This is a genomic window from Klebsiella sp. SYXHC3 (assembly GCF_057196925.1).
In genome coordinates, this window is sequence record NZ_JBXUNG010000001.1 from 608,530 (window position 1) to 633,819 (window position 25,290).

22 protein-coding genes are annotated in these 25,290 nt (G+C 58.2%); 6 read left to right on the forward strand and 16 right to left on the reverse strand.

Going from position 1 to position 25,290, the window contains the following annotated elements; all coding sequences use genetic code 11:
- Nucleotides 1–22 precede the first annotated feature (22 nt).
- From AC2CGP_RS02960 to AC2CGP_RS02970, 3 genes are read left to right on the forward strand one after another with little or no spacing between them, the layout of a single operon-like run.
- Entirely contained in the window at nucleotides 23–1,108 is a 1,086-nt protein-coding gene (locus AC2CGP_RS02960; RefSeq protein WP_015705600.1) for an HlyD family secretion protein, read from the forward strand.
- A complete protein-coding gene (locus tag AC2CGP_RS02965; protein ID WP_058676077.1) occupies nucleotides 1,105–2,490 on the forward strand; it encodes an efflux transporter outer membrane subunit in 1,386 nt (461 codons plus the stop codon). Before AC2CGP_RS02960 ends, AC2CGP_RS02965 begins: the two co-directional genes overlap by 4 nt.
- Nucleotides 2,491–3,165, forward strand: coding sequence for an O-methyltransferase (locus AC2CGP_RS02970; RefSeq protein ID WP_213759320.1), 675 nt, complete (start codon nucleotides 2,491–2,493; stop codon nucleotides 3,163–3,165).
- A 47-nt stretch (nucleotides 3,166–3,212) separates the two neighbouring features.
- Here the strand turns inward: AC2CGP_RS02970 and hrpA are convergent, their stop codons facing one another.
- Nucleotides 3,213–7,115, reverse strand: coding sequence for an ATP-dependent RNA helicase HrpA (gene hrpA / locus AC2CGP_RS02975; RefSeq protein WP_213759332.1), 3,903 nt, complete (start codon nucleotides 7,113–7,115; stop codon nucleotides 3,213–3,215).
- 201 nt (nucleotides 7,116–7,316) lie between these two features.
- Between hrpA and azoR the strand changes: the two genes are divergently transcribed.
- Nucleotides 7,317–7,922 (forward strand): FMN-dependent NADH-azoreductase, encoded by a 606-nt coding sequence (gene azoR / locus AC2CGP_RS02980; RefSeq protein ID WP_015366346.1) that lies wholly within the window; start codon nucleotides 7,317–7,319, stop codon nucleotides 7,920–7,922.
- A gap of 36 nt (nucleotides 7,923–7,958) precedes the next feature.
- Here azoR and AC2CGP_RS02985 read toward each other — a convergent pair whose 3' ends face one another.
- The 14 genes from AC2CGP_RS02985 to paaA form a co-directional block, all read right to left on the reverse strand.
- Complete coding sequence (locus AC2CGP_RS02985; RefSeq protein ID WP_087867673.1) at nucleotides 7,959–8,369, reverse strand: GFA family protein; 411 nt, start codon at nucleotides 8,367–8,369, stop codon at nucleotides 7,959–7,961.
- A gap of 15 nt (nucleotides 8,370–8,384) precedes the next feature.
- Nucleotides 8,385–8,975 carry a phenylacetic acid degradation protein PaaY gene (gene paaY, locus AC2CGP_RS02990; protein WP_032711763.1) on the reverse strand — a complete coding sequence of 197 codons (591 nt, stop codon included), beginning with the start codon at nucleotides 8,973–8,975 and terminating at the stop codon, nucleotides 8,385–8,387.
- A gap of 9 nt (nucleotides 8,976–8,984) precedes the next feature.
- Nucleotides 8,985–9,911 carry a phenylacetic acid degradation operon negative regulatory protein PaaX gene (gene paaX / locus AC2CGP_RS02995; RefSeq protein WP_026612287.1) on the reverse strand — a complete coding sequence of 309 codons (927 nt, stop codon included), beginning with the start codon at nucleotides 9,909–9,911 and terminating at the stop codon, nucleotides 8,985–8,987.
- A 99-nt stretch (nucleotides 9,912–10,010) separates the two neighbouring features.
- Nucleotides 10,011–11,327, reverse strand: coding sequence for a phenylacetate--CoA ligase PaaK (gene paaK / locus AC2CGP_RS03000; protein WP_004224503.1), 1,317 nt, complete (start codon nucleotides 11,325–11,327; stop codon nucleotides 10,011–10,013).
- A gap of 26 nt (nucleotides 11,328–11,353) precedes the next feature.
- Nucleotides 11,354–12,559 carry a 3-oxoadipyl-CoA thiolase gene (pcaF, locus tag AC2CGP_RS03005; protein ID WP_015366342.1) on the reverse strand — a complete coding sequence of 402 codons (1,206 nt, stop codon included), beginning with the start codon at nucleotides 12,557–12,559 and terminating at the stop codon, nucleotides 11,354–11,356.
- A complete protein-coding gene (paaI, locus tag AC2CGP_RS03010) occupies nucleotides 12,559–12,981 on the reverse strand; it encodes a hydroxyphenylacetyl-CoA thioesterase PaaI (RefSeq protein WP_015366341.1) in 423 nt (140 codons plus the stop codon). Before paaI ends, pcaF begins: the two co-directional genes overlap by 1 nt.
- Nucleotides 12,971–14,392, reverse strand: coding sequence for a 3-hydroxyacyl-CoA dehydrogenase PaaH (paaH, locus tag AC2CGP_RS03015; RefSeq protein WP_126028038.1), 1,422 nt, complete (start codon nucleotides 14,390–14,392; stop codon nucleotides 12,971–12,973). The genes paaI and paaH overlap by 11 nt, the downstream gene beginning before the upstream one ends.
- A 3-nt stretch (nucleotides 14,393–14,395) precedes the next feature.
- Entirely contained in the window at nucleotides 14,396–15,184 is a 789-nt protein-coding gene (paaG, locus tag AC2CGP_RS03020; protein WP_015366339.1) for a 2-(1,2-epoxy-1,2-dihydrophenyl)acetyl-CoA isomerase PaaG, read from the reverse strand.
- 2 nt (nucleotides 15,185–15,186) lie between these two features.
- Nucleotides 15,187–15,954: a 2,3-dehydroadipyl-CoA hydratase PaaF gene (gene paaF / locus AC2CGP_RS03025; protein WP_015366338.1), complete on the reverse strand. Its 768-nt coding sequence runs from the start codon at nucleotides 15,952–15,954 to the stop codon at nucleotides 15,187–15,189.
- A complete protein-coding gene (gene paaE / locus AC2CGP_RS03030; protein WP_015366337.1) occupies nucleotides 15,951–17,021 on the reverse strand; it encodes a 1,2-phenylacetyl-CoA epoxidase subunit PaaE in 1,071 nt (356 codons plus the stop codon). The genes paaF and paaE overlap by 4 nt, the downstream gene beginning before the upstream one ends.
- Nucleotides 17,022–17,028: 7 nt before the next feature.
- Complete coding sequence (gene paaD, locus AC2CGP_RS03035) at nucleotides 17,029–17,526, reverse strand: 1,2-phenylacetyl-CoA epoxidase subunit PaaD (RefSeq protein WP_004224495.1); 498 nt, start codon at nucleotides 17,524–17,526, stop codon at nucleotides 17,029–17,031.
- A gap of 11 nt (nucleotides 17,527–17,537) precedes the next feature.
- Entirely contained in the window at nucleotides 17,538–18,293 is a 756-nt protein-coding gene (gene paaC, locus AC2CGP_RS03040) for a 1,2-phenylacetyl-CoA epoxidase subunit PaaC (protein ID WP_015366335.1), read from the reverse strand.
- A gap of 7 nt (nucleotides 18,294–18,300) precedes the next feature.
- On the reverse strand, nucleotides 18,301–18,588 hold the full coding sequence (gene paaB, locus AC2CGP_RS03045) for a 1,2-phenylacetyl-CoA epoxidase subunit PaaB (RefSeq protein ID WP_015366334.1): 288 nt from the start codon (nucleotides 18,586–18,588) through the stop codon (nucleotides 18,301–18,303).
- Nucleotides 18,589–18,599: 11 nt separating this feature from the next.
- Nucleotides 18,600–19,529: a 1,2-phenylacetyl-CoA epoxidase subunit PaaA gene (gene paaA, locus AC2CGP_RS03050; RefSeq protein ID WP_015366333.1), complete on the reverse strand. Its 930-nt coding sequence runs from the start codon at nucleotides 19,527–19,529 to the stop codon at nucleotides 18,600–18,602.
- A 286-nt stretch (nucleotides 19,530–19,815) separates the two neighbouring features.
- On the opposite strand from paaA, the gene paaZ reads away from it, so the two are divergent.
- Nucleotides 19,816–21,861 (forward strand): phenylacetic acid degradation bifunctional protein PaaZ, encoded by a 2,046-nt coding sequence (gene paaZ / locus AC2CGP_RS03055; RefSeq protein WP_015366332.1) that lies wholly within the window; start codon nucleotides 19,816–19,818, stop codon nucleotides 21,859–21,861.
- 180 nt (nucleotides 21,862–22,041) lie between these two features.
- Complete coding sequence (tynA, locus tag AC2CGP_RS03060; protein ID WP_015366331.1) at nucleotides 22,042–24,309, forward strand: primary-amine oxidase; 2,268 nt, start codon at nucleotides 22,042–22,044, stop codon at nucleotides 24,307–24,309.
- A 2-nt stretch (nucleotides 24,310–24,311) separates the two neighbouring features.
- On the opposite strand, the gene AC2CGP_RS03065 is transcribed toward tynA, so the two are convergent.
- Nucleotides 24,312–25,262, reverse strand: a complete 951-nt coding sequence (locus AC2CGP_RS03065; RefSeq protein WP_042894594.1) for a zinc-dependent alcohol dehydrogenase family protein — start codon at nucleotides 25,260–25,262, stop codon at nucleotides 24,312–24,314.
- Between the last annotated feature and the right edge of the window lie 28 nt (nucleotides 25,263–25,290).

Consider the following 25,290-nt stretch of genomic DNA (forward strand, 5'->3'; position numbering starts at 1 on the left):
TAATTTTTACTCTGGAGTGGTTATGAGTCAGCAGGACGCGGCCAGGCAACAGGCCAATACCCGAAACAACATCCGCGTGGTGTCTATTTTTACCGCCGCGGCGATCGGCATCGTCGGCGTATTGGTTATTCTTTACGCCTGGCAGTTGCCCCCTTTCACCCGGCATAGTCAGTTTACCGATAACGCTTACGTGCGCGGTCAGACGACGTTTATCAGTCCGCAGGTTAACGGGTATATCACCGCGGTGAACGTCAAAGATTTCGATACCGTTCAGCCGGGACAGGTGCTGTTCCAGATTGACGATCGCATCTATAAACAGCGGGTGCACCAGGCGCAGGCAACGTTGGCGATGAAACAGGCGGCGCTGAAAAACAATCAGCAGCAGCGGAAAAGCGCCGAAGCGACCATCGTCAAAAACGAGGCCGCCTTGCAAAACGCCCGCGCGCAGAATCAGAAAACCCAAGCCGATTTAAAACGCGTACAGGAACTCACCGCGGACGGTTCGTTATCCATTCGCGAACGCGACTCTGCGCGGGCCAGCGCGGCTCAAGGCGCAGCCGATATCGAACAGGCGAAAGCCACACTGGAGATGTCGCGCCAGGATCTGCAGTCCACTATCGTCAATCGCGATTCGCTGGAGGCCGATGTGGCCAGCGCCAAAGCGGCGCTGGAGCTTGCCGAAATCGACCTGCAGAATACGCGGATTATCGCCCCGACGGCCGGGCAACTGGGGCAGATCTCCGTACGCCTCGGCGCCTATGTCAGCGCCGGTACGCATTTGACCTCGCTGGTACCGCCTCAGCACTGGGTTATCGCCAACCTGAAAGAGACACAGCTCGCCGAGGTGCGCGTCGGCCAGCCGGTCACCTTCTCGGTCGATGCGTTGAACAGCGAAACCTTCCACGGCAAAGTACAAAGTATTTCGCCAGCGACCGGCGTCGAATTCAGCGCGATCTCGCCGGATAACGCGACCGGCAACTTTGTCAAAATCGCCCAGCGGATCCCTGTCCGTATCGCGGTCGATGAGGGGCAGAAAAACAGCTATCGTCTGCGTCCGGGGATGTCGGTGCAGGTGACGATTGATACCCGCGCGGAGAATAAACAATGATCCGCCCGTTAACCCTTGCCGTGGCGCTGGCGCTGGCGCTGGTCGGTTGTCAGTCTGCCGATGTCCCACGTGCGGAGCCTACGCTAGCGATCCCTGCCGCCTGGCGTGCCGATGTGGGTCCTTCCAGCCCGGTGGAAGGCGTGTGGTGGCGCAATTTTCACGATAGCGCGCTTAATCAGTATGTCGATCGGGCGTTGCGCTACAACAGCGACGTCCTGATCGCCCGCGAGCGAGTTAACGAGTATCAGGCGCGTGCCTACGCCGCTGATAGCAGCTTATTCCCCTCGCTTGATGCCAGCCTGACCGGTACCCGCGCTCGCGCACAGTCCGCCGCGACTGGTCTGCCCATCCACAGCACGCTGTACAAAGGCGGCCTGACCGCCAGCTATGACGTCGATATTTGGGGGGCCAACCGCAACGCCGCCAGCGCAGCCGAAGCCAGCCTTGAAGCGCAGAAAGCCGCTGCCGCCGCCGCTAATCTGACCGTGGCGACATCGGTCGCCGTCGGCTACGTCACCTTGTTGTCATTAGACGAGCAGTTGCGGGTCACCCGCCAAACGCTGAAATCGCGAGAAGATGCGTGGAATCTGGCTAAACGGCAGTATGAAACCGGCTATACCTCGCGCCTGGAGCTCATGCAGGCGGATTCCGAACTGCGCTCGACGCGGGCGCAGATCCCGCCATTGCAGCATCAAATCGCGCAACAAGAGAACGCCCTGAGCGTTCTCTTGGGCGACAATCCCGGTGCGGTAAAACGTAACGAGTTCGCACAACTTAGCCCGCTACGCCTGCCCTCACAGTTACCCTCGACGCTAATGAGCCGCCGTCCGGACATTGTGCAGGCTCAACGCCAACTGGTGGCCGCTGATGCCACCCTCGCGTCGTCGCAGGCGCAGTTGCTGCCTTCCATCAACCTTACCGCCACCGGCAGCCTGCAGGACAGAACGCTACCGGATCTGCTCGACAACCCGCTGCGATTATGGAGCCTTGGCGGCAGTATTCTGGCGCCGTTACTCAACCGCCAGGCGCTAAATGCGCAGGTTGATGTCTCGATGGCCCAGCGCAATCAGGCGTTATACGGATATGAGAAAACCGTACGCGGCGCGTTCAAAGAGGTGAACGATAGCCTGGATGCCATCAGCCGCTACAGCGAACAGTTAAGCGAGCTCCAGGAGCAGGAATCGGTCGCCGCAGAGACGTTGCGTATCGCGCAGAACCGCTATCGTAACGGCTACTCTTCCTATCTGGACGTGTTGGATGCGCAACGTACGTTATTCTCCACTCAGTTGAGCGTGGTGCAGGTGAAAAATAACCTGCTGCTGGCGCAGATTGATTTGTACCGGGCGCTGGGAGGCGGCTGGTCTGACTCATCAGGGAGCTAAATGGGGAAGCGTCATATGCAACAACAGTGGTCGGCAGTAGACAATTATTTGATTGAGGCCTTAATCCCCGGCGATCCTGTGCTCGATCGGGTACTGGAAAACAACCATCGAGCCGGGCTGCCGGCACACGATGTCGCCGCCAATCAGGGGCAGTTTCTCGCCCTGCTGGTACGGCTTACCCAGGCTAAGCGGATACTGGAGATCGGTACTCTCGGCGGCTATAGCACCATCTGGATGGCGCGCGAGCTTCCTGCCGACGGCCAACTACTCACGCTGGAGGCCGACGCGCATCATGCCCAGGTGGCGCGGGAGAATCTGCTGCTGGCGGGCGTTGACCAGCGGGTCACGCTGCGAGAGGGGCCGGCGCTACAGTCTCTGGAGGCGCTTGGCGAATGTCCCGCTTTCGACCTGATCTTCATCGATGCCGATAAGCCGAATAATCCCCATTATCTACGCTGGGCGCTACGTTATTCCCGCCCAGGAACCTTAATTATTGGCGATAACGTGGTACGCGACGGTGAAGTGGTCAACCCACAGAGCGCCGACGAGCGCGTTCAGGGCGTGCGTCAATTCATTGAGATGATGGGCGCCGAGCCACGGTTGACGGCAACGGCGCTGCAGACCGTGGGCACTAAAGGCTGGGACGGCTTTACTCTGGCGTGGGTAAACGCTTAAGCGAGTAGCCCCGGTAAGCGCAGCGCCACCGGGGACAACCAGCCAGGTTACGGCGTAATTTGCTCCATCGCCTGCAACACGCGTTTGTCCGAGATTGGATACGGAGTACCCAACTGCTGAGCAAAGAAGCTGACGCGCAGCTCTTCGATCATCCAGCGGATCTCCTGTACGTCGTCGTCATCGCGGCGATTCGGCGGCAGCTTATTCAACCACTGCTGCCACGCCTGTTGCACGCTCTCGACTTTTAGCATCTGCGCGCGGTCACGATGCGGGTCGATTGCCAGCTTCTCAAGACGCTTTTCAATTGCCTGCAGATAACGCAGCGTATCGCCGAGGCGGCGGAAACCGTTGCCGGTAACAAAGCCGCGATAAACCAGACCCGCCATCTGCGCTTTAATATCCGACAGCCCCAGGGCCATCGTCATATCTACCCGCCCTTTCAGACGCTTATTGATGTTAAATACCGCCGTCAGGATCTGCTCGACCTGCTTCGCGATATCGACCACCGTGTCGTTCAGTTCGGCGCGCACTTTATCTTGCAGTTTACTAAAGCCCTCTTCGGTCCACACCGGGCCGCCGGCTTCATCGATAAGCTTGTCAACACCACAGGAGATGCAGTCGTCAATCAAATCCAGCACCTTGCCATAAGGGTTGAAATAGAGTCCCAGTTTGGCTTTGTTGGGCAGTTTCTCGTGCAGATACTTAATCGGCGACGGAATATTGAGCAACAGTAAACGGCGCAGACCACGCCACATCGCCTGCTGCTGTTCCTGTGGATTATCAAACAGTTTGATGGCAACGCTGTCACGCTCGTCCACCAGCGCCGGCCAGGCTTTCACCTTATAATTACCGCGCTTCTGTTCGTAACTCTCCGCCAGGGTGCCGAAACTCCAGATATGCAGCCCGCTCTGTTCAATACCATCGTCGGCCACCGCCGATAACGTCTCCTGAACTTTACCTTTAAGCGCGTCTTTTAAGAACTGCAGAGAGCGTCCTTCCAGCAGTTTCTTATTTTTGTCATCCACCACCCGGAAAGTGATTTTCAGGTGATCGGGCACCTGATCCCACTGCCAGGATTCGCGGTCGATGGTCACGCCGGTCATTTTACGCAGCTCACGCTCCAGCGAATCCAGTAGCGGCAACGCCAGCGGCGTCGCGCGGCCTAAAAACGCCTCGGCGTAATTAGGCGCCGGGACGAAATTACGCCGAACGGGTTTCGGCAACGATTTAATTAATGCGATGACCAGCTCGCGACGCAGGCCAGGGATCTGCCATTCAAACCCGGCTTCCTCTACCTGGTTGAGCAGCGGCAGCGGAATATGAACCGTTACGCCATCGGCATCCGCACCAGGTTCAAACTGATAGCTAAGACGCAGTTTAAGATTGCCCTGATGCCAGAAATTCGGGTAGTCCAGTTTACTGACCTGCTCCGCCCCCTCTTTAATCAGCATGCTCTTTTCAAAATTGAGCAAGTCTGGCGTTTCGCGGCTGGCCTGCTTCCACCACTTATCAAAGTGGCGAGCGGAGATAACATCGTGGCTAATGCGCTGGTCATAAAACTCGAACATCGTCTCGTCATCCACCAGGATGTCGCGACGGCGCGACTTATGCTCCAGCTCTTCGATTTCAGCGCGCAGCTTCAGGTTATCGCGGAAGAAAGCATGCCGCGTCTGCCAGTCGCCCTCTACCAGCGCGTGGCGGATGAACAGCTCACGACACAGCGCCGGGTCAATCTGGCTATAGTTGACCTTACGCGCGGCGACGATTGGCAGACCGTAGACGGTGACCTTTTCTGTCGCCATTACCGCGCCCTGCGACCGCTCCCAGTGCGGTTCACTATATGAACGTTTAATCAGATGCTGGGCCACCGGCTCGACCCACTCCGGCTCAATGCGGGCGGCAATGCGCCCCCACAGGCGGCTGGTCTCCACCAGTTCCGCAACCATCGTCCACTTCGGCGGCTTCTTGAATAGACCAGAGCCGGGGAAGATAGAGAACCGCGCATTACGGGCGCCGGTATACTCCTGTTTATCGGAGTCCTTCATCCCGATATGCGACAACAAACCGGTCAGCAGCGCGGTATGAATTTCACGGTACTCCGCTGGCTCGCTGTTGATCGGCAGGCCGAGTTCTTTCACGACCTGGCGCAGTTGGGTGTAAATATCCTGCCATTCACGCACGCGTAAATAGTTGAGGAAATCCACCCGGCACTGGCGGCGGAACTGATTCGAAGAGAGCGCCTTTTGTTGTTCGCCGAGATAGTTCCACAAATTGACAAACGCAAGGAAATCAGACTCTTTATCGTGGAAGCGACGATGCTTTTCATCGGATGCCTGCTGCTTGTCCATGGGGCGCTCGCGCGGATCCTGAATCGACAGCGCGGAAGTGATGATCATCACTTCACGCACGCAGCCATGTTTCTGCGCTTCCAGCACCATCCGCGCCAGACGCGGATCCACCGGTAGCTGGCTGAGCTGGCGGCCCAGCGGGGTCAGCTTATAGGCCGTTGCCTGCTCATCGGTGGTGATGGCGCCAAGCTCTTCCAGCAGACGAACGCCATCCTGGATGTTGCGCTTATCCGGCGCTTCGACAAACGGAAACGCGGCGATATCGCCCAGCCCCAGAGCGGTCATTTGCAGAATGACCGAGGCCAGGTTGGTACGCAGAATTTCCGGGTCGGTAAATTCCGGCCGCGACAGGAAATCGTCTTCCGAGTAAAGACGAATACAGATGCCTTCAGACACACGTCCGCAACGGCCTTTACGCTGATTAGCGGAGGCCTGTGATACTGGCTCGATAGGCAGGCGCTGCACTTTTGTACGGTAGCTGTAGCGACTGATGCGAGCGGTACCCGGATCGATAACGTATTTGATGCCCGGAACCGTCAACGAGGTTTCGGCAACGTTGGTTGCCAGGACAATACGCCGCCCGCTATGGGACTGGAAGACCCGGTTTTGCTCACTATTGGATAAACGAGCATACAGCGGCAGCACTTCGGTGTGACGCAGATTGAGCTTATTCAACGCCTCGGCGGTATCGCGGATTTCCCGCTCGCCGCTCATAAAGATCAGGATATCGCCGGGCCCTTCGCGCCCCAGTTCGTCAACCGCATCAAAAATCGCCTGTAGCTGATCGCGCTCGGTATCGTCTGCCTCTTCCACTATCGGCCGATAGCGCACTTCCACCGGGTAAGTCCGCCCGGAGACTTCGATAATCGGCGCATTATTGAAATGCTTTGAGAAACGTTCCGGGTCGATGGTCGCCGAAGTAATGATAATTTTCAGGTCCGGGCGGCGCGGCAGGAGCTCTTTCAGATAGCCCAGCAGAAAATCAATGTTCAGACTGCGCTCGTGCGCCTCATCAATAATGATGGTGTCATACTGCATCAGCAGACGATCCTGCTGGATTTCCGCCAGCAGGATACCGTCGGTCATCAGCTTAACCATGGTGTTTTCGCTGACGTGGTCGCTGAAGCGGACTTTATAACCGATACAGCCACCCGGCTCGCTCTGCAGCTCTTCGGCAATACGGTTAGCGACGGTGCGCGCCGCCAGTCGACGCGGCTGGGTGTGGCCAATCAGGCCTTTCAGGCCGCGCCCCAGCTCCATGCAGATTTTGGGTAGCTGAGTGGTTTTACCAGAACCGGTCTCACCGGCGACGATCACCACCTGGTGATCGCGCACCGCTTCGAGAATCTCTTGTTTTTTCTGGCTAACCGGCAGGTTTTCCGGATAGGTGATTGCCGGACGCGCGGCTTCGCGTAGCAGGACTTTCCCTGCTGCCTGCTCTATCTCCCGCGCCATCTCGTGCAGAATGGCCTGCTGGGCATCAGGATTTTTAACCTTCTTTGCGCCATGCAGGCGGCGGCTATAGCGCGATTTATCGCGCAGCATCAGGCCATCGAGCCGTTCATAGAGCTGCGAGAAAGTGAATTTTTGTTGTTCTGTCATAATGTTATCGGGCAGCGCTCTGCCGGAAAAATCTCTCATGAAATATTCCTGTAGATTACCACATCTGTGGAACTCATGCCTTGTTCAAAAAAATTGAACATAGGATTCGATATATTGCGCTATCTCTGCGGCATGATTGTGAATACAGTGTCAACAAGCACCAGGGCATTGACCCGTCAATCACATTAAAAGGAAACACCCATGAGCAAAGTATTAGTTCTGAAGTCCAGTATTCTTGCAGGGTACTCGCAATCCGGCCAACTGTCCGACTATTTTGTTGAACAATGGCGTGAAAAACACGCAGGCGACGTTATCACCGTGCGCGATCTGGCGGCAAACCCGATTCCGGTTCTGGATGGTGAACTGGTTGGCGCGCTGCGTCCGAGTGATGCACAGTTGACCGCACGTCAACAGGAAGCGCTGGCACTGTCCGATGAACTGATAGCTGAACTGAAAGCTAACGATGTGATTGTTATCGCCGCGCCGATGTATAACTTCAACATCCCGACTCAGCTGAAAAACTATTTCGACCTGGTTGCCCGCGCAGGCGTCACCTTCCGTTACACCGAGAAAGGTCCGGAAGGCCTGGTCACCGGTAAACGTGCGGTAGTACTGACCAGCCGCGGTGGTATTCATAAAGATACGCCGACCGATCTGGTTACGCCGTATCTGACCACCTTCCTTGGCTTTATCGGCATCACCGACGTGAACTTCGTGTTTGCAGAGGGTATTGCTTATGGTCCAGAAGTTGCGGCCAAAGCGCAGTCCGATGCCAAAGCGGCTATCGACAGCGTAGTTGCAGCCTAATATTTGACTCCTCTCGCTGCCTGCGGGAGGAGAGTTTTACTTTTTCTCGTAGTGCAAATACCCCACCACGCCTCCGCCGCCATCTTTTGGATGATTCACGCCGTCGTTGACCTCCACGCAAGCAAAATCGAAAGGCGAAACGCCATCAATGCAGGCCACATTTACCCCATACTGCTGCGGGTTTGATCGCCGTTGATGAAAGGTGTAGATCCCGCATACCGAGCAGAAAAAGTGCACGGCTTCCCCCGTATTAAAGCGATACTCTGTGAGCTTATCCCTTCCGCGTACCACCTCTATTCCTGAACGCGGCGAAGAGACCGCGACTGCCCCACGCATTCGACAATATGAACAGTTACAGCGACGAACGGTGTTGAAGCCATCGCTGAGCTCAACGGTAAATGCCACCGCACCGCAGTGACAGTGAGCGGATAATTTCTCTGCCATTATAGTTACCCCTCAGGTTTAGGATTTTGGCCGCAGGTTTTCGTCAAATTCCAGACGCTTGCGCCCGGCCTCCATCTCTTTTAATGGCTCCACCTGATGCAGCGTCTGCTTACAACGTTCGACCAGCACCTGGTATTCACGGGTACCATGTATTTTCCACTCCAGTTCCTGTTCGCTCAGCGTACGAATCGCTTTTGCCGGGCTGCCGATGATCAAATGGTTAGCGGGCATTTCCGCTTTCGCTTTTACGAAAGCTGAAGCGCCGACAATACTATTTTCGCCAATTACCGCCCCGTCGATAATCACCGCGCTCATTCCCACCAGCGCGTTGCGGCCAATCACACAGCCGTGCAGGATAGCGCCGTGGCCGATGTGACCGTCCTCTTCCACCACGGTATCCTGGCCGGGGAAGCCGTGCATGACGCAGTTATCCTGAATATTGGCTCCGTCTTTTACTACAATACGGCCGAAGTCGCCGCGCAGGCTGGCATTAGGCCCAACATAGACCCCTTTTCCCAGGATCACGTCGCCAATGAGTACCGCCGTCGGATGAACATAGCTCTCATCCGGCACCACTGGCGTCAGCCCATCAATCTGATAAATCGGCATGCAACCTCCTTAGACGCCCGGCAAACCGCCAAAGCGTTGAAAATAAAGCGGACCCGGGGCGGGAAGCTCGCCAACTGAGCTTTCCCCTTTTTCGCCGACGAAGGCCAGCGCGCCTGGCGTCACGCGTTGATAAATATTGATGCACAGCTGCCGCGCGGTTTGCCCGGCCCAATGCGCCGGCAGGAGCTCTTCCGGCAGCAGCGGGTCTTTTAATACCACCCGGCGATAGAAATGGATAAGGAGCAGTTGGATCTGGAAACAGCGCTCCGGCGTCAACTCTGACGGCTCGCTGTCGCGTAGCAGCGGCAGTAATGGTCGGAACAATGCGATAAACGCCTCGTACATCTCATTTTGTTCGGTGAGGTGCCAGCACTCCTCTACGCGGTCGCGCAGCGCCGCCCTTGAGAGCGCCAGCGGCGAATGGGCTTCAAAACAGATGACGTTTTCGGCAACGCCCGCTTCATGTAGCAGCGATTGGACATCGGCCAGTTTTTGCGACGGCGAGGCCAGCAGGCTCGGCGCCAGCGCGCCAAATCCCTGCCATAACAGTTGCTTTTTGACTTCCGCCAGAACCGTTTTTTCTAACCCTTCCGACAATAGCAGCAGCCAGGTTCCGTCCCATTCCGGGGCGTTCGCCCGATAAATTTTATGTTCCGCGCGCCGGGTCAGACGTAGCCCTTTATCGCTCAGGCGATAGAAGCTGCGCCGGCCGATACGCACGACATCGAGCCACTCTTCTTTATTGAGACGGAATAGCGCAGTGCGGACAAAGCGCTCGCCAAATCCTAATCCTTCCAGCAGCGCCGCGACGCTACCCAGCCACACTTCCCCACCGCGTTGTAATAAAGCGTCGCCATACAGCGAGGCAATCAATGACGTACCGCTGATCGGCATCGCCGTCACCGCTTGTTGAATAAAGGCGTCGAGTTTACTCATCTGATTCATTCTGTTGTTATATTTTTCCTTTATGAATCATAGCACAGGAAATTCCCGGCTTACGGCGTAAAGGCCTCAGCCGGGTTATCGGGGAGAGAATTAACCGCTGACCACCGCTTTACGCAGGTCGAATACCCGACAGGCTTTCCCTTCAGAGCGAGGAATGCTGCCGCAGTTGACGATAGTAATATCGGTGGAGATCCCGACCATCGACTTAATGCGGTGACGCAACTGATGGCAAATCTGGCAGCGTTGTTCATGACTTAATGCCAGCCCGCTCTCTTTCAGCTCAACGCGTACCGCCAGCGAATCAAGATGACCGCGGCGATTGACCTCTAACTGATAGTGCGGCGCCAGGTGTTCAAACTTGAGGATCTCCTCTTCCAGCTGCGATGGGAAGACGTTAACCCCGCGGATAATCAGCATATCGTCGCTGCGTCCACTGATGCGATCCATGCGGCGCATGGTCCGCGCGGTTCCCGGCAGCAAGCGAGTCAGATCGCGGGTACGATAGCGGATCACCGGCAGCGCTTCTTTGGTCAACGTGGTAAACAGCAGTTCGCCATGCTCGCCATCTTCCAGCGGCGTACCGTCGTCCGGGTTGACGATTTCCGGGAAGAAGTGGTCTTCCCAGATGGTCGGGCCGTCAACGGTTTCCAGGCACTCCATTGCCACCCCAGGCCCCATCACCTCTGACAGACCGTAAATATCCAGTGCGGTAATACCCAGGCGGCGCTCGATTTCCGCGCGCATCGCCAGCGTCCACGGCTCGGCGCCAAAGACGCCGACCCGCAATGAACAGCCGCGGGCATCGCCGCCCATCTGGCGCTCCAGCTCTTCAATCAGATTCAGACAATAAGACGGCGTCACCATGATCATATCCGGCTGGAAGTCGCGGATCAGTTGCGCCTGTTTTTCGGTCTGTCCGCCGGACATCGGGATCACCGTAGCGCCTAAACGCTCCGCGCCGTAGTGCGCGCCAAGGCCGCCGGTAAACAAGCCGTAGCCGTAGGCGACGTGAATTTTATCTTTTGCTGAACCACCGGCCGCGCGCAGCGAACGGGCGACAATATTGGCCCAGTTATCAATATCGTTTTGCGTATATCCCACCACCGTCGGTTTGCCGGTGGTGCCGGAAGAGGCGTGAATGCGCACCACCTGCTCCATCGGCACCGCAAAGGTATCGAAGGGATAGTTGTCGCGCAGATCTTGTTTAGTGGTACAGGGGAATTTTTTCAGATCGTTTAATTCCCGAAAGTCGTCAGGGTGTACGCCGGCGGCGTCGAATTTGCGGCGATACATCGGCACATTTTCATACGCATGCTTCAGCGTCCATTTCAGGCGCTGGGTTTGCAGAGCCTGCAGTTCATCACGCGATGCGGTTTCAATCGGATCTAATTTTGTAGTAGTTATCATTGTAGGGTACTCGCAGGTAAATTAGCTCACACTCGCTCGAGGATCATGGCAATGCCCTGACCCACGCCAATACACATCGTACACAGCGCATAACGCCCGCCCCGGCGTTGCAGCTCAAGGCTGGCGCTCAGCGCCAGTCGCGCGCCGCTCATGCCCAGCGGATGACCTAACGCGATGGCGCCGCCGTTGGGATTCACGTGCGCCGCATCATCCGGCACGCCGAGTTGTCTGAGCACCCCCAGCGCCTGCGCGGCGAAGGCCTCATTCAGCTCTATCAGATCCATATCGTTAATATTGAGTCCGGCTCGCTCCAGCACTTTACGCACTGCCGGTACCGGCCCCAGCCCCATCAGGCGCGGTTCAACACCCGCCGTCGCCATCGCCACGATACGCGCGCGCGGCGTGAGCCCCTGTACGCTGGCCTGCTGTTCACTGGCGATAATCAGCGCCGCTGCGCCATCGTTAACGCCAGAAGCATTTCCAGCCGTAATGACTCCACCTTTACGGAACGGCGCTTTTAATAGTGCGAGTTGCTCAAGCGTGGTTTCCGGGCGGGGATGCTCATCATCGCGTACCGCGCTGACCGCCCCTTTCTTGCCGATGATCTGCACCGGCACGATTTCCTGCGCCAGAATGCCATCGCGCTGGGCCTGCGCCGTGCGCTGCTGGCTACGCCAGGCGAAAGCGTCCTGGTCGGCCCGGCTGATATTTAACAATTCAGCTACATTCTCTGCCGTTTCCGGCATGCTGTCAGTTCCGAATTGTTGCGCCATGAGCGGGTTCACAAAACGCCAGCCAATCGTGGTATCAAAGAGTTCCGCCTGACGCTGATACGGCGTGCTGGCTTTTCCCATCACGAACGGCGCGCGCGACATCGATTCCACGCCGCCAGCAATCAGCAGATCGGCATCGCCGGCTTTGATCGCCCTGGCGGCAAAACCGATCGCATCCAGACCCGATCCGCACAAGCGGTTAATCGTGGTGCCCGGCACGGTATGCGGGTAACCTGCCAACAGCGTCGCCATGTGCGCCACGTTGCGGTTATCCTCACCGGCCTGGTTCGCACAGCCGAAAATCACATCATCAATCGCTGCCGGGTCGAGCCCGGGGTTACGGCTCAGCAACTCACGTAGCGGGATCGCCGCCAGATCGTCGGCGCGGACGCCGGCCAGCGCTCCGCCGTAGCGGCCAATCGGCGTGCGGATCCCGTCACAAATAAAGGCGTCGCGCATTACACTTCTCCCGTGATTGTGCCGCCGATACGGTGCGATTTGCCGCGGAACAGGGCCACAATCTTTTGCTGTTGATTAACAATTTCGATGTCGTAGACGCCGGTCAGCTTGCCCTGCTGTTTGACTCTTGCGGTGGCGACCAGCCTGTCGCCGGCAAACGCCGGACGAAGAAAATCAATATTTGCCGCCGAAGCCACCGCCGCCAGCCCCTGGCTGTTACAGGCGTAAGCGAAAGCGGTATCGGCGAGCGTAAATAGCTGGCCGCCGTGACAGGTCTGATGGCCGTTAAGCATGTCCGCCGAGACGGTCATGCTCATCTGCGCAAAACCGTCGTCCATTTCGATAAGTTCAATCCCCATCTTTCTGGCGCAAGTATCTTTTTCGTACATCACGCGCGCGTTGCGCCACGGATCATTGCTCATGGTGCTTCTCCATCAGCGCCTTCTGGCGCAACAGGGAACTGGGGCGATAGCGCTCCTCGCCATAATGGTGTTGCAGGTTCTCCAGCAGTTGCAGCACCCGCCGCCAGCCAAGGCGTTCTCCCCACGCCAGCGGGCCGTGCGGATAATTGACACCAAGGCGCATCGCGGTATCAATATCATGCGGGCTGGCGATCCCTTTTTGCACCGCATCCAGCGCTTCGTTAATCAGCATCGCCACCGTGCGCCACACCAGCAGGCCGGGATAATCGGCAATACGCAGAACTTTCTTGCCCTGCTGTTGGAAGTAATGCACGGCCTTATCAGTGGCCGCAGGCGCGTTGGTCGCCGCTGCTGCCAGCACCACCGTATCGCTGGCGCACAGGTCATATACCACCACCGGGCGGTGATGCTTAACGCTTAGCGCCAGCGCGGTCTCGCCTTCGGTCTCCAGCAATAAGAGCTCATCGAGCTCTGTGACACTGTCACTTATAGCTGTAATGGATTGAGCGCCAATAGATACCGTCGGCAGCGCCGCGTCCGGCTGCGTCTCCGCGGGCCAGCGATAGACGCCGTGGCCGCTCTTTTTACCCAGCCGCCCGGCCAGCGCCAGCTCTTGCTGGAGTAGCGATGGCAGGTAGCGGCGGTCCTGCCAGAAAGCGTTAAACACCGAACAGGTCACGGCGAAGTTGACGTCCTGGCCAATCAGGTCAGTCAGCGCCAGCGGTCCCATCGGAAAACCGCCGCCGTCACGCAAAGCGGCATCGATAACCTCAGGAGCGGCAACCTGTTCTTCCAGCGCGCGCCAGGCCTCAGCGTAGAACGGACGCGCTACGCGGTTAACGATAAATCCCGGCGTTGAGCGGCAGCGTACCGGCTGTTTCCCCCAGCCGCTTACGCACTGGCACAGCTGCTCTACCACCTCTGCAGACGTCTCCAGGCCACTCACCACCTCGACCAGCTTCATCACCGGCGCCGGATTAAAAAAGTGCAGCCCGGCCACCCGCTCCGGGTTTTTGACCCCGGCGGCGATGGCGGTAATCGAAATAGACGAAGTGTTACTGGTCAACAACGTTGACGGCGCGCAGATCTCCGCCAGCTGCGCGAACAGCGCCGTTTTGACCTCCAAGCGTTCAGAGGCCGCTTCAATTACTAAATCCGCGTCGGCAAGCGCGGCTAAATCGTGGGCCGGATGCAGGCGCGCCAGCAGCGCGTCGGCCTGCTCTGACGCCAGTTTGCCGCGCTCGACCCGCGATGCCAGACGCATAGCAATGCCGTCGATCGCCTGGGCAATCGCGGTTTGATTAATATCGAAAATACGCACCGGATGTCCGGCGGCAGCGGCTACTTCAGCAATACCGGCTCCCATGGTGCCGCTGCCAATCACCGCCACGGTGGCTAAGGATGTTGTCATGGCCTATTTCCCGCTGAACTGTGGTGGCCGCTTGGCCAGAAACGCGCTGACCCCTTCGCGGTAATCATCGCTGCGCCCGGCCAGGCGCTGATAATCGCGCTCAAGATCCAGCTGCGCATCAAGACTGTTGGTTTCAGAAGCCAGCAGCGCCTTTTTAATCAGCCCAAGACCAAACGTCGGTTGCGCCGCCAGATGGCGCGCCAGTTGCAGACTGGTATCCGCCAGTTCTGAATCGTCCACCAGTTGCCAGATAATCCCCCACTGCGCGGCCTGTTCCGCGCTGAGGCTATCGCCCAGCAGCGCCAGCCCCATCGCGCGAGCGCGGCCGGCCACCCGCGGCAGGAACCAGCTACCGCCGCAGTCCGGCACCAGGCCGAGCTTGCTGAACGCCATCACAAATTTGGCCGAACGCGCGGCCAGCACGATATCGCAGCCCAGCGCCAGGGTGGCGCCAGCGCCGGCGGCAACGCCGTTGACCGCGCAGATAACCGGCTTCGGCAGCGCCGCCAGACGGCGCACTAACGGGTTGTAAAAGCGTTCTACCGACATGCCGAGATCCGGCGGCGGGCCGCTGGGGTCGACATTGCGGTCGTTCAAATCCTGGCCGGCGCAAAAGCCGCGGCCGGCGCCGGTGATCAGCAGGCAGCGTACGCCATCATCGCGCTCGGCCTGCTTCAGACATTCCGCCAGCTGTTGATGCATCAGATCGTTAAAACTGTTGAGACGGTCCGGGCGATTGAGGGTAATGGTCATGACGCCCTGTTCCACTGCGCTGAGAATGAAAGCTTCCACGATTAGCGTCCTTTAAATTCCGGTGTACGTTTTTGTAAGAAGGCGTCGATGCCTTCGCGGCGGTCCTCGGTGGCGCTCAGCAGGCTAAACAGCTGGCGCTCCTGTTGCAGACCGGCCTGCAGGCTGACTTCCTGCGACAGGCGCAGCGACTGTTTTGCCGCCCGTAGCGCCAGCGGCGAATGGCGGGCAATGGTGGTTGCCAGTTTCAGGGCATACTCATCGGTTAAAGCCGCCGGATGGATATCGCTAACCAGCCCGGCCTGTTGCGCCTGGCGGGCGTCAATACTCTCGCCGCTCAGCACCATCCGGCTGGCCAGCGCCTTGCCAACGCTGCGGATCAGCCGCTGGGTGCCGCCAGCGCCCGGCATAATGCCGAGGGTAATTTCCGGCAGGCCAAAGCGGGCGTTGTCGCCGGCGACAATCAGGTCGCACAGCAGAGCCAGCTCGCAGCCGGCGCCGAGCGCGTAGCCGTTGACCGAAGCGATGAGCGGTTTAGTAAAGGCATCGATTCGCGCCCATAACCGTGGGCGAATATCATCAAGGGTGGCAGGCAGATCTTTTTCCGCCATTTCATTGAGGTCAGCCCCGGCGGCGAAAAAACGCGCGTTACCGCTGATAACGCAGACGCCGACGCTGTCATCAACTGCCGCGGCCTCCAGCACCTCGGCAATCTGGGTTAATAAGGCATTGTTCAGCGCGTTGCGGGCCTGCGGGCGGTTCAGCGTCAACTGAAGCGCCCGGCCATGACGGTGGATCAGCAGGTCACTCATGCCATCCCCCGCGCGTCAAAGTCGACCACTACATCGCCGCTGGTCGGCAACGACTGGCAGCTCAGCACGTAGCCCGCCGCCAGCTCATCCGCTTCCAGGCTGTAATTGGCGGCCATCGCCACTTCACCGCGTAGCACTTTGCATTTACAGGTGGCGCATACCCCGCCCTTACAGGCGAACGGCAGATCGGCGCCCTGACGCAATGCGGCATCCAGGATGCTGTCGTCTTCGGCGCTGAGGGCGATAAGCCGATCGCGCCCGTCCTGACGGATGGTCACCGTGCGCCCTTCCGCCTGCACTCCAGCGGCCCGCTTCACATTGCCGCCTGGGGTATTAAAGCGTTCGAGATGAATCGATTTCTCCGCTACGCCAAGTTCACGTAACGTCGCTTCCGCCTCGTCCATCATCACCGCCGGCCCGCAGATAAAGGCCTCGTCGAAACGGCTGAAATCCAGCAGATGGTCAGCGAGCTGGCGCAGTTTGTCGCCGTCAATGCGCCCCTGTAGCAGATCGCTGTCCATCGACTCCTGGCTAAACAGGTGTATCACCTGCAGGCGCTGCGGATAGCGGTCTTTTAAATCGGCCAGCGCCTGGCGGAACATCATGCTATGGCTGCTGCGGTTGCCGTAGATCAGCGTAAAGCGGCTTTGCGACTCGGTCGCCAGCGTCGCGCTAATGATCGCCATCATCGGCGTGATCCCGGAACCGGCGGCAATCGCCAGATACTCACCCTGCCGTTCGGCCTGCGGTTGATAACCGAAATGCCCCTGCGGCACCATCACTTCCAGCTCCATACCCTGCTGGATATCGTGCTGGGCGTAGCGCGAGAAGCGCCCGCCGTCGATGGCTTTGACCGCGACGCTAATTTCGCCTGGCGTGCGGCTGCGACAAATGGAGTAACAGCGGCGCAGTTCTTCGCCGCCCAGACGGGCTTTTAGCGTCAGATGCTGGCCCGGGCGAAAACAGTATTCCGCCTGCAGGGCTTGCGGAATCGCAAAAGTGATGGTCACCGCATCGCGGGTTTCCGGCTCGACTCTCGCCACCTTAAGCGAATGGAACGTCGTCATGGCAACCTCAAATACATTTAAAGTAATCAAAAGGTTCCCGGCAGCTGTCGCAGCGATAGAGCGCTTTGCAGGCCGTGGAACCGAATTCGCTAATCAGCGAAGTATGGGTGCTGCCGCAGCGCGGACAGCTCACCTCAGCGGGCATGTCCGCATGGCAGGCGTGCCCCTGGGGCGGGCTGATGCCGTACTGGCGCAGGCGCTCGCGAGCATCCTGACTCATCCAGTCGGTGGTCCACGGCGGATCCAGCTGCAGGACGATATGCACCGGCAGAAAGCCATGCTCGCTCATGACCGTACGGATCTCGCCCAGCAGATGCTCCGTCGCCGGACAGCCCGAATAGGTCGGGGTAAAGCCAATCACCCAGCCGTCGCCATGGCGCGCGACGCTGCGTACCATACCGAGGTCGGTGATGGTGAGTACCGGCACTTCCGGATCCGGGATCGCGCTTAATAACCCCCAGATGGTGCGAACCTCTGCAGGAGCGATATCGGCAAGACGTTGCATAGTCACCTCACTTACCACTGCAGTCCGGGATGCGAACGCTGCAGATATTGCATCTCCGCCAGCAGCGGGCCGAGATGTTCACTGTGCAGCCCCTGTTTGCCGCCGCTGCGGAAGGCCGCTTCCTGCGGGATTTGTAAGCCGGAGTCGAGCAGCGCCGTGTGTACCGCGCTTTGCCATTCGGCCTGAAGCTCGCGCGGATCAACCGCAATGCCCTGCTCAACCAGGCTGAGCTCCACTTCATCGGCAAGGAACAGTTCGCCGGTGAAGCGCCAAAGATTGTCGACCGCCTGCTGCATTTTGCGATTTGATAACTCGGTGCCGTTACCCAGACGCTCCAGCCAGCCGCGGCTAAAGCGCTGGTGGTAACGCACCTCTTTCAGCCCTTTAGCGGCAATGGCCGCCAGCTGCGTGTCGCGGCTGTTCACCAGGCGGCTGAACAGAGCGACGTGCCAGACATCGATAAAGAACTGGCGGGCGATAGTGTCGGCAAAATTGCCGTTTGGCTGCTCCACCAGCAGCAGGTTGCTGAACTGGCGCTCATCGCGGCCAAAGGCCAGCGTATCTTCGTCGCCGCAGCCGTTAAGCTCGGCGGCATAGCTTAAAAAATTGCGCGCCTGGCCGAGCAGGTCGAGGCCGATGTTGGCCAGCGCAAGATCGATCTCGAGCTCGGGAGCATGGCCGCACCAGGCGCCTAAACGCTGGGCCAGAACCAGACCATTGTCGCCAAGACGCAGGGCGTAGGTGGCTACGGGGTTAGGATTATTCATCACCGCCTCACATATGTTCCATGCCGTCCGGCACGGTATAGAAAGTCGGATGACGGTAGACTTTGCTTTCCGCCGGGTCGAAGAATTCGCCGCGATCATCCGGCTGCGAAGCAACGATTTCGCTGGCCTTCACCACCCAAATTGAGCAGCCTTCGCTGCGGCGGGTGTAGGCATCGCGGGCATTCTCCAACGCCATTTGATCATCGGCAGCGTGCAGACTGCCGACGTGACGATGGGATAACCCCTGTTTGCTGCGAACGAACACTTCATATAACGGCCAGTAAACTTTGCTCATGTTGTCTCTCCTCATGCCGCGCTGCGGGCCTGCTGTTTTTGCGCATGGGCCAGCGCGGCTTCGCGCACCCATTCGCCCTCTTCCCAGGCCTTACGCTTGGCGGCCAGCCGCTCGTGATTGCAAATGCCACGGCCGCTAATCACCTCGTTAAATTCCTGCCAGTCGATTTCGCCGAAGCGGTAGTGGCCGCTGGCTTCATCAAACTGCAAATCCGGGTCCGGTACGGTCATACCGAGGATCTCTACCTGCGGCACGGTGTTATCGACGAAGCGCTGACGTAGCTCGTCGTTGGAGTGCAGTTTGATTTTCCACGCCATGCTGCGGGCGCTGTTCGGCGAGTTGTCATCGTTGGGGCCAAACATCATCAGCGCCGGCCACCAGAAGCGGTTAATAGCGTCCTGCAGCATCTGCCGCTGCGCGTCATTGCCCTGCGCCAGCGCCATGCAGGCTTCAAATCCCTGGCGCTGGTGAAAACTCTCTTCTTTGCAAATTTTGACCATCGCCCGGGCATAGGGGCCGTAAGAGGTCCGGCACAGCGCCACCTGGTTGACGATGGCCGCGCCATCGACCAGCCAGCCGATCACGCCGATATCGGCCCAGCTCAGGGTCGGGTAGTTAAAAATGGAGGAGTACTTCATCTGCCCGTCGAGCATTTTCTGATACAGGTCTTCCCGGGCGCAGCCCAGCGTTTCCGCGGCGCTATAGAGATACAGCCCGTGTCCGGCCTCATCCTGTACCTTAGCCAACAGAATCGCTTTACGGCGCAGCGTCGGCGCGCGGGTGATCCAGTTGCCTTCCGGCAGCATGCCGACAATTTCCGAGTGCGCGTGCTGACCTATCTGACGAATCAAGGTCTTACGGTAGGCATCCGGCATCCAGTCCCGCGGTTCGATGGCCGTTTCCTGCGCGATGCGCTGGTCAAAGCGTTGTTCTTCTGTCACGTCATCACCTTTATGATTCCGATATTCACAACAAAAACATTTATGTGAATCACTTTGTTTATTGAAGGTTACATATTAGTTAAATAAAACCACAAATTTTGTTTGTTCTTTTTGTGATGATAACCGCAAAACCTTTTGTAAATAGCATTCATAACAGTAACATAAGTAAAAACCCCAATTAACCACCGATCACAATGTTAATAAAATATTAAATATAGACTTGCATTTTATGATTCATAAAAGAACTATTTATAGTAATCATGCGTAACACATTTGGAGATTTGCGATGCAGCAGTTAGCCAGTTACTTATCCGGCGCCTGGCAGACCGGCCGGGGCCGCGCCCGTACTATCCATCACGCCATCACCGGCGCGGCGCTTTGGGAGGTGACCAGTGAAGGCCTGGATATGGCGCAGGCGCGTCGTTTCGCGATTGAACGCGGTGGCAAAGCCCTGCAGGCGATGACCTTTATTGAACGCAGCGCGATGCTGAAAGCGGTAGCAAAACGGTTGCTGGAGCAGAAAGACGAGTTCTACGCCATCTCCGCGCAAACCGGCGCCACTCGCGCCGACAGTTGGGTGGATATTGAAGGCGGTATCGGTACTTTGTTCACTTATGCCGGGCTCGGTAGCCGCGAACTGCCGGACGATATTCTGTGGCCGGAAGACGAGCTGATCCCGCTCTCCAAACAGGGCGGTTTTGCCGCGCGTCATGTGCTGACATCAAAATCAGGCGTCGCCGTCCATATCAACGCCTTCAACTTCCCCTGCTGGGGAATGCTGGAAAAACTGGCGCCGACCTGGCTTGCCGGCATGCCGGCGATCATTAAACCGGCAACCGCTACCGCCCAGCTCACCCAGGCAATGGTGAAAGCGATTGTCGACAGCGGCCTGGTGCCGGAAGGCGCCATCAGCCTGATTTGCGGCGGCGCGAGCGATCTTCTCGACCATCTCGATAGCCAGGATGTGGTGACCTTTACCGGCTCAGCCGCCACCGGCCAGCAGCTACGGACGCACCCTAACCTGGTGGCCAAATCTATTCCCTTTACCATGGAAGCAGATTCGCTCAACTGCTGCGTATTAGGTGAAGACGTCACGCCGGAGCAACCGGAATTCGCGCTGTTTATTCGGGAAGTGGTCCGCGAGATGACGGCGAAAGCCGGGCAAAAATGTACCGCTATCCGCAGAATCATCGTGCCACTGGCTCAGATTAATGCGGTTAGCGATGCACTGATCTCCCGCCTGCATAAAGTAACCGTCGGTGACCCTGCGCAGGAGGGCATTAAGATGGGGGCCCTGGTTAATCGCGAACAGCGTCAGGATGTGCAGGATAACGTCAATAAACTGATTGCCGCCGGCTGTGAAGCGCTGCTCGGCGGACAGGCAGATCTTAATGCTGATGGCGCGTTCTTCCCGCCGACCCTGCTGTACTGCCCGCAGCCGGATGAAACGCCAGAGGTTCACGCCATTGAAGCCTTTGGCCCGGTAGCGACGCTGATGCCGTATCGCGACGGCCAGCATGCGCTCACGCTGGCACGCGCCGGCGGCGGTAGCCTGGCTGGTACGCTGGTCACCGCCAGCGGCGAGCTGGCGCGCGAGTTTATCCTTGGCGCCGCGCGCGCGCATGGCCGTATTCAGATACTGAATGAAGCATCCTCCGTAGAATCAACCGGCCACGGTTCGCCGCTGCCCCAGCTGGTACACGGCGGCCCCGGCCGTGCTGGCGGCGGAGAAGAGCTCGGCGGACTGCGTTCGGTGAAACACTATATGCAGCGTACCGCGATTCAGGGCAGCCCAACGATGCTGGCGACCATAAGCCAGCAGTGGGTGCGCGGCGCTCAGGTGCATGAAGACCGCATTCACCCGTTCCGTAAATACTTCGAAGAGATCCAGCCTGGCGATAGCTTATTAACCCCGCGCCGAACCCTGACCGAAGCGGATATCGTTAATTTCGCCTGCCTGAGCGGCGATCATTTCTACGCGCACATGGACAAAATCGCCGCCGCTGAGTCGATTTTCGGCGAGCGGGTGGTCCACGGTTATTTCCTGATCTCCGCTGCGGCCGGGCTGTTCGTCGATGCCGGCGTCGGGCCGGTTATCGCCAACTACGGCATGGAAAACCTGCGCTTTATTGAGCCGGTCAAACCGGGAGACACCATTCAGGTTCGCCTGACCTGTAAGCGGAAAACGGTCAAACGTCAGCGCAGCGCCGATGAGAAAGCCACCGGCGTGGTGGAATGGGCTGTCGAGATTTTCAACCAGCACCAGCAGGCGGTGGCGCTGTATTCCATTCTAACCCTGGTGGCGCGCCAGCAGGGAGACTTCCCGGCGTAGTCAACACGCACCACCCACGCGCTTAATGCCTCTACGGAGGCATTTTTTACGTCCGTCTGGCAAAACTGACAAACAAGCTGGCAAAAGCAGACAAACGTTCCCGGGCGGCAGACTGCTAGGGTAAGCGTAACAAAGCCGACATTCGCAGCGGCAACAACACAACAATAAGATGAGGTCACAATGGCAAACGGCTTGATGTTTTCCCCTCGTAAAACCGCGCTGGCGCTGGCTGTCGCGGTGGTTTGCGCCTGGCAATCACCGGTCTTCGCTCACGGTAGCGAAGCGCACATGGTGCCGTTGGATAAAACGCTGCAGGCGTTCGGCGCCGATGTGCAGTGGGATGACTACGCGCAAATGTTCACCCTGATAAAAGACGGCGCTTACGTCAAAGTAAAACCCGGCGCCAAAACGGCGATCGTCAACGGTAAACCCCTTGATCTACAGGTGCCGGTGGTAATGAAGGAAGGTAAAGCCTGGGTCTCCGATACCTTTATCAACGATGTATTCCAGTCCGGTCTCGATCAGACCTTCCAGGTAGAAAAACGCCCTCACCCGTTAAATTCGCTCTCGGCGGCGGAAATCGGTGAAGCAGTGACCATTGTCAAAGCCGCGCCGGAGTTCCAGCCGAATACCCGCTTTACTGAGATTTCCTTACACGAGCCGGATAAAGCGGCGGTATGGGCCTTTGCCCTGCAGGGAACGCCCGTTGATTCCCCCCGCACCGCCGATGTGGTGATGCTTGATGGCAAACATGTCATTGAAGCCGTCGTCGATCTGCAAAACAAAAAAATCCTCTCATGGACGCCGATTAAAGGCGCCCATGGGATGGTACTGCTTGATGACTTCGTCAGCGTGCAGAACATTATCAATGCCAGCAGCGAGTTCGCTGAGGTGCTGAAAAAGCACGGTATTACCGATCCCAGTAAGGTGGTCACCACCCCGCTCACCGTCGGCTACTTTGATGGCAAAGATGGCCTGCAGCAGGATGCGCGTCTGCTGAAAGTCGTCAGTTATCTGGATACCGGCGACGGCAACTACTGGGCGCACCCGATTGAAAACCTGGTGGCGGTGGTCGACCTTGAAGCGAAGACAATCATCAAAATCGAAGAAGGCCCGGTGATCCCGGTACCGATGGAGCCACGTCCGTATGATGGTCGCGACCGCAACGCCCCGGCGGTGAAACCGCTGGAGATAACCGAACCGGAAGGCAAAAACTACACGATCACCGGCGATACCATTCACTGGCGGAACTGGGATTTTCATCTGCGCCTGAACTCGCGCGTCGGGCCCATTCTCTCGACGGTGACTTACAACGACAACGGCACAAAACGCCAGGTAATGTATGAAGGTTCACTCGGCGGGATGATCGTCCCCTACGGCGACCCTGACGTCGGCTGGTATTTCAAAGCCTATCTGGACTCCGGCGATTACGGCATGGGCACCCTAACATCGCCGATTGTTCGCGGTAAAGATGCGCCGTCAAATGCGGTACTGCTGGACGAAACTATCGCCGATTACACCGGCAAACCGACCACTATTCCAGGTGCGGTCGCCATATTCGAACGCTATGCCGGGCCTGAGTATAAGCACCTGGAAATGGGCAAACCCAACGTCAGCACCGAACGCCGGGAACTGGTGATACGCTGGATCAGTACCGTCGGGAACTATGATTATATCTTTGACTGGGTGTTCCACGACAATGGCACCATCGGTATCGATGCCGGCGCCACCGGCATTGAAGCGGTGAAAGGCGTGCTGGCGAAGACCATGCATGATCCCAGCGCCAAAGAGGATACCCGCTACGGAACGCTGATCGACCATAATATTGTCGGCACCACTCACCAGCACATCTATAACTTCCGCCTCGACCTCGATGTGGACGGCGAGAACAACACCCTGGTGGCGATGGATCCTGAAGTGAAGCCAAACACCGCCGGCGGCCCGCGCACCAGCACCATGCAGGTGAATCAGTACACAATCGATAGCGAGCAGAAAGCAGCGCAGAAATTCGACCCTGGCACTATCCGTCTACTGAGCAACACCAGCAAAGAGAACCGCATGGGTAACCCGGTCTCTTATCAGATTATCCCTTATGCCGGCGGCACGCATCCGGCGGCGACCGGCGCCAAGTTCGCCCCGGACGAGTGGATATATCATCGTCTGAGCTTTATGGATAAACAGCTGTGGGTGACGCGTTACCACCCGACAGAGCGTTATCCGGAAGGGAAATACCCTAACCGTTCCGCCCAGGATACCGGCTTAGGGCAGTACGCGAAGGATGATGAGTCGCTGACTAACCACGACGACGTCGTGTGGATCACCACCGGCACCACCCACGTCGCGCGCGCCGAAGAGTGGCCAATTATGCCGACCGAGTGGGCGCATGCGCTGCTCAAACCGTGGAACTTCTTTGACGAAACCCCAACGCTTGGCGAGAAGAAAAAGTAATCTTAGCCCGCGGTGAAATCGAGCAGGATTTTACCGCCTCTTCCCGGCTGGCCTGCGGCGGCAATCGCCTCACGCCAGTCGCACAGCTTTATCACCTGCGCGGCGGGCTGCGCCGTGGTCGGCAGCTGTCGCCAGATCCCGGCAAACGCCGCCTGCCACGCATCAACGCTGAGTGTCGGTAAGGCCTCCCGCAGATGAAATTTGCGTACCGCTGCGCAGCCTCGCGTCTGGGTGAGCGGTTTACCGGATAATAACCCGTAAGAGACCAGCGTTGACGTCTGCGGCAGTACCGCCAGCAGAAAATTCGCCAGCTCACCGCCCACCGCATCAAACACCAGATCGCTGTACTGGCTTACTTGTTCAACCAGCGCTCTATCGCCTTCAAGTAGCGGGTAGACGCCATATTGCTGTAAGCGCGCGATGTGCTGCGGCGAACGAATAATACCGCTGACCGAACGCGCGCCCATGGCTAGCGCCCACTGTCCCAGCAGGCTGGCGCAGGACGATGAAGCGGCGGTCAAAAGCACCTGTTTCCCCGCTACCGGCCAGCGCGTGAGCATCAGCATCGCGGTCAGCGGATTGATATAGCCGCGCGCGGCCAGGATGTCATCAATATCTTCAGCGACCGGCACCAGCCAGCGCGGGTCAATATCGAGATAACGCTGCCAGGTTCCGGCGCCGCGTAGCGGCAGAACCCGTTGTCCCAGAAGTGGGCGACCGTTTGTCGAGTCTTCAACTACCACCCCAACACCTTCATAGCCCGCCACCGATGGCAGCGTCGTACGATGGCGGTAAGCGCCGGTAATGGGAATCAGATCGGAAGGGTTGACCGGCGCATAGCGCATTTGTACCCGAACAAGTCCGGGCGCCAGCGGCGGCAACGGCAGGTGATACAGCGCGAGCACCGTTTCCGGCGCGCCGTACTGCTGATAGCAAAGCGCATCATTCCACATAGCGGGGCAACATCAGAAAAAAGAGCGC